The organism is Novipirellula sp. (assembly GCF_041583735.1).
Taxonomy (GTDB): Bacteria; Planctomycetota; Planctomycetia; order Pirellulales; family Pirellulaceae; genus Novipirellula.
This window is the reverse complement of the sequence record NZ_JBFHFD010000023.1, coordinates 22,586-32,609: the sequence shown is the minus strand read 5'-3', so window position 1 is coordinate 32,609 and position 10,024 is coordinate 22,586. Positions and strand designations below refer to the sequence as shown.

General features: G+C 53.9%; 7 protein-coding genes. 2 read left to right on the top strand and 5 right to left on the bottom strand.

The genetic code is table 11. From position 1 onward, the window contains the following. Positions 1-683 (top strand): DUF1501 domain-containing protein (locus ABX962_RS03605; protein WP_372716700.1); only part of this gene is annotated, 683 nt, incomplete at its 5' end. 22 nt (positions 684-705) lie between these two features. On the opposite strand, the gene aat is transcribed toward ABX962_RS03605, so the two are convergent. The 5 genes from aat to ABX962_RS03580 all read right to left on the bottom strand — a co-directional run bounded on the left by aat (position 706) and on the right by ABX962_RS03580 (position 7,538). Next, positions 706-1,365: a leucyl/phenylalanyl-tRNA--protein transferase gene (gene aat / locus ABX962_RS03600; RefSeq protein ID WP_372716698.1), complete on the bottom strand. Its 660-nt coding sequence runs from the start codon at positions 1,363-1,365 to the stop codon at positions 706-708. Positions 1,366-2,036: 671 nt separating this feature from the next. After that, positions 2,037-2,804 (bottom strand): GxxExxY protein, encoded by a 768-nt coding sequence (locus ABX962_RS03595; protein ID WP_372716696.1) that lies wholly within the window; start codon positions 2,802-2,804, stop codon positions 2,037-2,039. Between the two features lie 386 nt (positions 2,805-3,190). After that, positions 3,191-4,489, bottom strand: a complete 1,299-nt coding sequence (locus ABX962_RS03590) for a hypothetical protein (protein ID WP_372716694.1) — start codon at positions 4,487-4,489, stop codon at positions 3,191-3,193. A 142-nt stretch (positions 4,490-4,631) separates the two neighbouring features. After that, on the bottom strand, positions 4,632-5,765 hold the full coding sequence (locus ABX962_RS03585) for a lactonase family protein (protein WP_372716692.1): 1,134 nt from the start codon (positions 5,763-5,765) through the stop codon (positions 4,632-4,634). A gap of 213 nt (positions 5,766-5,978) precedes the next feature. Then, positions 5,979-7,538 carry a sulfatase-like hydrolase/transferase gene (locus ABX962_RS03580; RefSeq protein ID WP_372716690.1) on the bottom strand — a complete coding sequence of 520 codons (1,560 nt, stop codon included), beginning with the start codon at positions 7,536-7,538 and terminating at the stop codon, positions 5,979-5,981. 185 nt (positions 7,539-7,723) lie between these two features. Here ABX962_RS03580 and ABX962_RS03575 point away from each other — a divergent pair, with 185 nt between their 5' ends. Further along, complete coding sequence (locus ABX962_RS03575; protein ID WP_372716688.1) at positions 7,724-9,643, top strand: OPT family oligopeptide transporter; 1,920 nt, start codon at positions 7,724-7,726, stop codon at positions 9,641-9,643. The last annotated feature ends 381 nt before the right edge of the window (positions 9,644-10,024 follow it).

Sequence of the window (10,024 nt, the reverse complement as noted above, 5' to 3'; positions counted from 1 at the left end):
TGAATCGTGCTCATTTGCAACAACGCGAAGCCGATCAGGCTCTTGATGCACGCATCCGCTCGTTTGAAACCGTCTTCGGGATGCAGCGTGAAGCCCCCGAAGCATTCGATCTGTCGGGCGAGTCCGAAGCGACGATGAAGATGTACGGTTTGCAACGAGGCGCCACCAGCGGGTTTGGATGGCAATGCCTGGTTGCCCGTCGATTGGCTGAACGCGGCGTGCGTTTTTTGGAGTTGATTGATGTTGGGTCGAGTTCGAATTGGGATTCGCACGGCAACATGGGCGACCATCAACGGTTGGCCAAAGCGATCGACCAACCGATTGCCGGATTGCTAACCGATCTGAAACAACGAGGCATGCTCGACCGTACGCTGGTGGTGTGGACCACAGAGTTTGGCCGCACGCCGTTTCACCAGAAAGCGGACCATCCCGGCCGTGAACATCACAACCACTGCTTCTCGTCCTGGATGGCCGGAGGCGGAGTCAAAGGTGGGATGGTGCACGGTGCGTCGGATGAGCACGGCATCATGACGGCCGAAGGAGCGGTCCACACGCACGACCTGCACGCCACGATCCTGCATCTACTGGGCATCGACCACGAGCGATTGACGTATCGTTACGCCGGCCGCGACTTTCGCTTGACCGACGTGCACGGACGCGTGCCAAAGGAGATTCTAGCGTGAATGGTGAAATTCGATTCATGGCTTACATGCCCAGCGCCGACTTTAACAATCGCACAAACGCATCGCGAGAAATCATTTCGGCCCCCATCGACAACAAATGCTCACTTGGGAATTGGCAATCGATTACATCGAACCGTTCGTGCTGAGCGACCGAGATCAGTGCCAACTTGGACGCATTGGCTTGACGATGGAACATGGACTCGCCGCAAAAGACACTGCCGATCGTGACGCCGTAAATGCCTCCGACTAATTCTTCGCCACTCCAAATCTCGCACGACTGAGCATCGCCGCTAAGATGCAATTGCTGATACGCTTGGATCATTTCCGGCAGGATCCAGGTGCCGGGATTACCGTCGCGAGGCATCGCACACTGGCGAATGACTTGTTCGAACGCTTGGTTCCAAGTCACGCGAAACGTTTGCCGACGGATCAGCCGGGCCATACTCTTTGAGACATGGATCGCGTCGGCAAAGATGACCGCACGTGGATCGGGCGACCACCACAGGATCGGCCCCTGTTCGTCATACCAAGGAAAGATGGCGTTGCGGTACGCACCAAGCAAACGATCGCTACTCAGATCGCCGCCGACCGCCAGCAACCCATCGACCCCGTCAGCGCAAACTGCAGCCTCCAAAGGGGGAAACCAACTCGGGTCATCGTTTCGCAGGGCAGCAATCTCCATCCGCCCATGCTATCCCGGCAAGGACTCCGGAATCAACCGGCTATTCAGAACGCCTCCACCACGGCCGCATCGGTCCCCAAACTCTAATCCTTCCTTCAGTTAACCGATTATATTTCCGCACTATTCACGCAAGTGGTTTCGTTGCCAAGCAAGGTTACGGATGAGGTACGAAGGGGAGGTTAGAAAATGAGAAAAACAGTCAGCCCCTTCACGAATCCAGTCTAAGCTGGTCTCCCATTTTTTTTAACCAGCTTATTTTCTAAACTTTATCCGACCGACTCGACCTGTACCAGACGGTCGCTGACGTTGATCCAGTAAAACAGCTTCATGCCAGCCGTACGTCGCATTCGTTCCAAATGAATTTGGAAGTCAAACATTCAGCGTAAAACACATTGCCTGATCGCACGGGGCTAATCGGGATGATGGCTAGAAATGGGAGAACAGTCCATTAACGACGGTAACGTCGATCCCAGATCTTTCAACCTTCCATATTTTAACCTTTCTTTTCCTGACTCAGTTTTACCGACCGTTCAGCGATCAGAAACGTTACAAGGTGAAACATGACGAGATGGTTAAAAAATGGAGGGTTAGAAAATGAGAGAAACAGACAGACCATTTATGAATCCAATCTAAGCTGGCGTCCCATTTTTAACCGTTTTGCTCTCTAACCTTTATCCTACCGACTCCAGTCGTACCAGACGGTCGCTGACGTTGATCCAGTGAAACATCTTCAGGCCAGCCGTACTTCGCATTCGTTCCAAATGAATCCGGAAGTCTAAGTTCGTTGCCTCCAGCGATGTGACTACGAACGCCTCATCCTGCGCAACCAAATCAAAATCCTGGTAAACGTTTCGATCTCGCCAAATTTGCCGCCGCTGGGTATGCCCAACATTCGAAAGCAGACATTCAGTGTAGAGCGAATTAGCGAGCTTGGTGCCTAAGTCTCGGAGCATTGAGATCGTCACATCAAGCAAAATCGCTGGACCGCGATATTCCCCCGAGTCCACTTTGAATGCGCGTCGCTGTGCCAGTGTATCCGAACAGTTGACGAACTTGGACTCGACGCGGCGCAGACGAAAATTGACGATTTTCGCTCGAGTTGCATCGAGTAACCGAAGGTAGTTCAGGACCTGACCAATATGACTTTCCTTAATAGCCGCGACGGTTTTTAGTTCATACAGTCCAGCCGATTCAACGACCAGATCGAGCCGATAGGTCTTTTGGAAATTCCCGAACGTGACAGTCAGCGGTACTTCGCGATCAGAACTGCCGAACCTGTCGAAAATCTTCACACTCATTTCCGACTGATAAGCAATTTCGTTCCAATAGCAGCCTAAGTCGTTATGGACTTCGAAAGCGACAGGCATCACCCTGAAGTCGAGATCACCAAACTGCTTGCTGGTCAATCGTGGAATCGGGATCGGGCATTTAACCGGCATCGCACTGCCTAAACGCACGAGACTAATCGGGAAAAAGGTTAGAAAATGGAGGGTTAGAAAATAAGAAAAACGGACCGACCATTCATGAATCCAATCTAAGCTGGCCTCCCATTTTTTAACCTTCCATATTCTAACCTTTCTTTACCCTGAATGAGTTGTGCGGACCGTTTCGCGATTACGAACACCATTGCGGAGTCGCGACGAAGTGGTTGGAAGATGACGGGCTACTAAAGGGAATCAAAGAACCTTCAAAGCATTGCGTCTTGGCCCTTCGGCACCATGGTGAACCAAAACCGGCGTCTGAGTTCGCAACAAAGCGAGTGGGACGATCTACCCTACAACGAGGGCAACGAACGCTCCCGCACAGCAGCGTCGACGTTTCCAATTCAGCATGACCGATTACTCACGGGTTTGGGTTTGATGAACAGCACTTCGCCTCGCTCGATCCATCCCTTTCGCAGATCGACTCGGAACCATCCATCGCTGTTCTTTTTGTGAAATCGGGTGGGGGATCGTTTGCCGAATTCTTTCAAGTCGTATTGAGCCCACGTCTTGCCCATGTCCGTTGAAATGATAAAGCCCGTGTCATAAGGCGAAGCGGGGGCGTAATGCGCCGACAAAATCACGTCGTCTTCGATGATCATGTTCGCCGACTCGTATTTCGGATTGAACATCATCGTGTGCTTTTCTGCATTAGCGAGATCGGCAGGATCGCAGTGGAAAAGCCCGCGGTCGTGTGGCATCGTGCCGTTTTGACCATTGGCATCAGCAGCCCAGTAGAGTCGGCCGTCGACGAAGTTGATGCCGCCCGATTTGAAACGCGAGTTGGAATTGACCGACACCAATACTTTCCAATCCCATCGATCACTCGCGGCGTCATAGGTGCCACGCAACCAATGGCACTCGTGCACATTGTCGCGGTCGTGGTCGCCGGTACAGGCGTAAAATGCGTTCTCGGCTGGGTTGTAGGCGACCGAGTGGATGTGCCGAGCCACCACCGGATTGTCGGCGTTGCCCAATCGATCGCGTTCCTTCGATCCCGGTTGCTGGAACGTTGGGTTCTTCCCAAACGCGTAGGCAATTTTGACCGATTCACCCTGGTCGGTCGAGTAGTAAATATTGACTGGAACCGCCCCGCCAAGCACGTTACAGTAATTGCCCCACACCAACATTTCCGTCCCGCCTACGTCCCAGGTATGCTCGCCATCAAGCGGATGGAAGTACCACCCCGGAGCATTGGGGTCCAGTGGCGTGTGCGGTAGGTAATCGCTGCCATCAAGATCTTTGACGATGATCTGCTTGTGTGTCTTCAGATTATCGGTGCTGAGATAGAGCTTCGTCCGCGTGGCAAAGAGAATATTTCCATTACCAAGAATGCAGCTGAACGTGATGTTATCCGCATTGCGAAACACCGCCTCATGTGGCCACGTCGTTCCGTTGTCCTCGGACAGATAAATTTTGCCGAGCCCGAAACCAAACGCCTTATTTTCCCGTTGCGAATCGATGTAGGGATGCTGCGGTGCAAGCCGATACCAGAAATGGTCGGTTTCACCGACCTCCGACCCTGCCGCGTAAAGCTGACGGCTAGGTAAGAACAAACCGCCGGCAGTAGCGGCGGTAGCGGTGGCAAGAAATTGTCTGCGAGTTGCAGCAGACGGCGAGCCCGAGTTGTCTTTAGAATACATTGCTTAGATACTCATCTTTAGATGTCGTTAAGGACGCTGGGACAGGCCATTCGATAAATGCATTGATTCACGGTTCTGATAACCCGACGCATCCGTTTTCAGGTTGTGATTATCAATCACTTTCAACTGCGTGTTGAATTGTTTAAGTTGCCGGCAACCAACGCAGACAGGAGGGCATGGAGACCGAAACCGGATCACCCACGGCGGTCAATCCACCGTTCTTTGAATCGATTCGAAACACCCTCACGTTGTTGCCGGTCATGTTCGCGCAGAGCAACCAGCGGCCATCGGGCGTGATCAACAAATTCTGTGGGCCGCCACCCAAACTCGACTTGATCCCGACCCGACTCAACCGGCCGTCGGAACCGATGCGATAGATCGCGATGCTGTCGTGACCACGATTGGTACCGTACAAAAACAGGCCATCCGGCGTGATCTTCAAATCCGCACAATGGCTCGTACCAGAGAAACCTTCAGGCAATGTCGAGATCGTTTGCTGAAGGGTTAGCCTGCCCGAGTCCGCGGCATAGGCGAAGAAGGTCACCGTGTTTTTCAGCTCGTTAATGACGTACACTCGGTTGCCGCTCGGATCGAAGGTCAAGTGGCGAGGTCCCGAACCGGGTGGCAAGCTGGCGAAGGGCTGCACGTCGTTTGCGACCAGGTTGCCGGTAGCCGCATCGAGTCGATAGATCAGTACTTTGTCGAGCCCCAAGTCGGCCGCCAGTGCAAAGCGGTTGTCCGGACTGATCACGATGCTATGTGCGAACGGCCCCTTCTGACGTTTGGGATCCACGCTGGATCCTTTGTGTTGGATGAACGAGGCGGCTTCTTTGAGTGATCCATCCTCGCGTACCGGTAGTGCTGCCACGCTGCCGGAAGCATAGTTCGCAACCATCACCGATTTTCCGCTGGCGTCCACATCGAGATAGCACGACGCGGTACCGCGCGCCGATTGTCGGTTCAAGCGAGTTAACTTTCCCGTCTCGGCTTCGATAGAGTAGGCCGCAATCGATTCATCTTCGTCGCCACCGAATTGGTCCGTATCAATGGCATACAAGGATTGCCCGTTGGGCGAGAGTGCCATAAAGAACGGTTGGCCAATGCCGGTGCTTTGATTTAATGGTTCTAATGCTCCCGTTTGCGTATCAAAGCGGAAGGCATGGATCGCGCCCTCATCGCCCGACTTAAACGCCGAGATAAAAACCACCGGTTCGCTGGCAGAGCCCGACAGCGAGAGAAGAAGAAGACCGAAGAGGGAAAGAATGGATGGACGCATTTCGATTCCTACATTACTTGGATGATAAAAAACGCGGAAACAATCGACTCTCGGTTTTGCGAACAAGACTTTGGTAGTGGACGAGGCCACGAATCCAAGAATCACGAGAAATCACATTTCGCTAAGGGACTCGTAGCCTCGTCCACTACGTCGCTTGTTGCTAAGGGACTCGTAGCCTTGTCCACTACGGGATTTGATGTTGCCTTGATCCGTTTACGGCAACTTCGGACGCAGTTCGTTTCCCGCATCGTCTATGGGATAAACTGCGTTGTGTTTTTCGAGCTCCGCAATCAACCCCGTCATCATCCGCCGCAGCACTTGCGGATGCGAATCCGCGAGATTGTTTGATTCAAAGGGATCGTCTTTCAAATTGAACAGTTCGTAATGTCCGCCATCGAACTGGATGAATCCGCCGGTGGTCTTTTCCTCGGGTAAGGTGTGGTAAATCACCTTCCAATCGCCATCACGCCAAGTGGTGAAGTAGTTGCTGCGATGCGGTCCGTGAGGGTAATGCATCAAAAAGGTTTGCGGGCGATCCGAGTCGGATTTCCCCGTGATCAGCGTTTGCAACGGAGCCCCGTCCACCACATGATCTGAAGGAACGTCACACCCGGTCAACTTTGTGATGGTCGGAAACAGATCTTGCACCGCAGCAATCTGGCTCTGAATTGCTCCGGCGGGAATCGGCAGCTTACTTTGCAACGCACTGTCAGCATTGGGTTTCGCCCAAGCGGCAATAAAGGGCACTCGCATACCGCCTTCGTAATGGGCTCCCTTCTTGCCTCGCAGTGGCGCCGCACATGCGACTTGGTGCTGATGTCCGAGTGGCGCGTCGGAACCATTGTCGCCAAGGAACAGCACCAACGTGTTTTCGGCGACACCGAGTTCTTCCAAATGATCGAGCATATCGCCAAGCGATTTGTCCATGCCTTCGATCAGCGTCGCAAAGGCTTGGGCATTCTTCGGTTTGCCCGAATCCTTGTAATGATCGGCAAAGCGAGGATCCGAATCAAACGGAGCATGGACAGCATAATGAGCAAAGTACAAATAGAACGGCTCGCCACTTTTTACCGTTGCAGTGACCTGCTTTTTGGCTTCGATCGTCAACGCCTCGCTCAAGAACGTATCGCTGCCGTGATATTTTTCTAAGTGCGGCACGGCGTGATGGCTACGCTTGGTTCCGTGACCATAGTTCTTTTCACCATAATAGCTTCCGGGGGCTCCAAAGGCGGCTCCGGCCACATTCACATCGAACCCAAGATTCAGCGGTTCGGCTCCTTCGTGATCTTCGGGCCCAAAGTGTGCCTTGCCAACATGAATCGTGCGATAACCGCAATCACTCAAGACACTGGGGAGCGTGACGTCCCCTTTTTTCAGACCTTCCCAATTCCAATCGGGTGCTCCGTGCGGCCCCGCGTTATCCTTTTCGGGATTGATCCAGTTCGTTGCACGATGACGAGCGGCGTTTTGTCCGGTCATGATCGAATTTCGCGTCGGCGAACAAACACTCATGGCACAGAACTGGTTAAAACGAATGCCTTGATCCGCCAACCGCTGCATTGCCGGAGTGCGGTAATAGTCATTCAGCGGAAAACGTTTGGGATTTCCCTCGGCGTCCGTCAAAAATGGCACCGACGTATCCATCACTCCCATATCATCCACAAGAAAGACCATCACGTTGGGGCGGTTGGCTTGGGGTGACTGAGCCACCGCCGACGCAATCGTTACGAGGACAGTGAGGCACGACAACAGAAATGGATGCAGTGTATTCATCAGGGGAAGGGAACCGTGGGAGTGGGGAGATCGTGAAGCGAAAGCGGATACGATAGGGGGGGGAAGGAATGGCCGGTAGGAATCCGCAAACGGAATTCGGAGCCTCTTACTTTAACTGACACGAACTGGCGTGTGGGCAAAGAAGCCTCAAATCACAAATTCAAAACCGCGAACAAGAAAAATCGATGAACGACCCGACGATATCCGACCCCAGCACGCCCCCTGTGACCACCGCAAACGGTTCGTTCGGCGGCGGCGAATTAACGCTGCGTGTGATCGTGCTGGGATTACTGTTGTCGGTCGTGATGGGAGCCGCCAATGTCTACGTCGGCTTAAAGGCCGGCATGACGGTTTCGGCATCCATCCCGGCTGCGGTGATGGCGATGTTGTTGTTTCGGCTGCTATTTCGTCAATCCACCGTGCTGGAGGCGAACCAAGTCCAAACGTGTGCCTCGGCAGGCGAGTCGCTGGCTGCGGGTATTATCTTCACGATGCCCGCGATGATTTTGATTGGCTATTGGCAGTCGTTTGATTTTTGGACCGTATCGATGGTCGCGCTGACCGGCGGGCTGTTGGGCATCTTATTTATGATCCCGATGCGACGCGTCTTTGTCGCCAACAATCCCGAACTGCCCTTCCCCGAAGGCGTTGCCTGTGCGGCTGTACTCAATGCCGGTGAAAGCGGCAATGATCAACACGATGCGGCGCGAGGCTTGATCATCGGCGGCATTGTCGGTGCGATGTTTAAAGTCGCTGCAGGTTTTCTGGGGATCGTTCAAGACTCGTTGCAGGTGGCGAAAACGGTCGGCGATCGCATCTTTTATTTCGGAGGTGACTTGTCACCGATGTTGGTTGCGGTCGGTTTTATTGTTCGCTTGCACGTGGCGATCTTGATTTTCATTGGCGGCACATTGGGGTGGCTGATTGGCATCCCCCTGCTTGGCGGTGCCAGTGGATATGCAGACCCGATCGATGGCGCATGGACGATCTGGAGCAGCGAAATTCGCTACGTCGGCGTCGGCGCGATGGTGGTCGGCGGAATCAGTTCTCTGTTTGCCGTGCGATCCGGTTTAATTGCTGCGGTTCGCGAGCTTTCGCAGGGGCTGCGGGGACAAACCGCTGTACGAGCCCAAAGCGAACGCGACATTCCATCGGGACTGATTCTGACGCTTGGAATCGCTTGCACCCTCATGCTGGCGATGTTGAACTACCGCTTCACCGGCGACCTGGGCGTCACGATCCTATCGACCTCGGTAATGTTAGCGATGGGGTTCTTTTTCACGGCCGTCGCCAGCTACATCGTGGGGCTGGTCGGAAATTCTAACAGCCCCGTCTCGGGAATGACGATCACGGCGGTCTTGGCGGCGGGCGGATTGCTGTGGTTGTTCAATTACTCGGGCACCCAAGGGATGGTCGCCACGCTGGGCATCGCTGCGGTGGTTTGTTGTGTCGCGTGTACCAGCGGCGATGTTTGCAACGATTTAAAAACAGGCTCGATTGTCGGGGCCGCCCCGTTTCGACAACAGATCATGCAGATCGGTGGCGTCGGGGTTGCAGCATTTGTGATGGCACCGGTACTGACACTGCTACACAACAATACGCCCGGCGGCATTGGCGGCGAAAAATTGTCGGCTCCGCAGGCCAGCTTGTTCGCAAGTTTGGCACGTGGGTTCGCCGGCGAAGGCGAGTTGCCGTGGAATTTGATCGGCGTCGGAGCTGGCGTGGGCATCGTGATTTTGATCATCGATGAAATTCTAAAACGACGAACGAAACATCGTGCCCACCTGATGCCAATCGCCGTCGGTATGTATTTGCCCTTTGGGTTGGCGACGCCGATTTTGATCGGGGGCATCATCGCAAAAATGTGTACCCGCAGCACCCCTCGCGCTGAGCATGACGGCGTACTACACCGCGGGATTTTATTCTCTTCCGGCGTGATTGCGGGTGAAGCATTAACCGCCGTTGGGCTCGCTGGCCTAGCCGCATTCGGAATCACCGCGATGAATCTCGAACTTTCGGCGAGTGTGCTGATCACGCTGACGGTGGCGGTTGCGGTCGCGATTGTCATCTTGTTCTTGATCATGACGCGGCCCCGCTTATCGTAACGTTTGCCGCCGGACAGCTGTTCGCAGCGTGTCAAAACAGCAGATCCATAACAAGCTGGCAATTCGAATAAACTTGAACTTATCTCGAGCCGAAATAGACTAAAGATGGAACATAGGTGGACGCGTCTCGACAGATCCCCGCCCCAATGCTGCCCCCCCTTCAGTACCGCGCGTTTTTGTGAGCCGATGGCGTTAGCTGCAGGCGATGTGAAATCCGAATTTTTTTAAGGCTCGCCGCTAGCACGGTCGGCTCGGTTTGGCCGCCTTAAGACCGGATGGAACTGAAGAGTTTTGGCAACTCGGAGGGCATGCCCCACGCAGGGGCTCAATGAGCGACGCGAATGAACCAAATTCAAAACAGTTTGGCCTCGCAAATTTCGA

Bases quoted from the DNA above. Each gene is read 5' to 3' on its own strand.
- ABX962_RS03590 (WP_372716694.1), bottom strand. From the start codon at position 4,489: ATGTATTCTAAAGACAACTCGGGCTCGCCGTCTGCTGCAACTCGCAGA.
- ABX962_RS03585 (WP_372716692.1), bottom strand. From the start codon at position 5,765: ATGCGTCCATCCATTCTTTCCCTCTTCGGTCTTCTTCTTCTCTCGCTG.
- ABX962_RS03595 (WP_372716696.1), bottom strand. From the start codon at position 2,804: ATGCCGGTTAAATGCCCGATCCCGATTCCACGATTGACCAGCAAGCAG.
- ABX962_RS03575 (WP_372716688.1), top strand. From the start codon at position 7,724: ATGAACGACCCGACGATATCCGACCCCAGCACGCCCCCTGTGACCACC.
- aat (WP_372716698.1), bottom strand. From the start codon at position 1,365: ATGGAGATTGCTGCCCTGCGAAACGATGACCCGAGTTGGTTTCCCCCT.
- ABX962_RS03580 (WP_372716690.1), bottom strand. From the start codon at position 7,538: ATGAATACACTGCATCCATTTCTGTTGTCGTGCCTCACTGTCCTCGTA.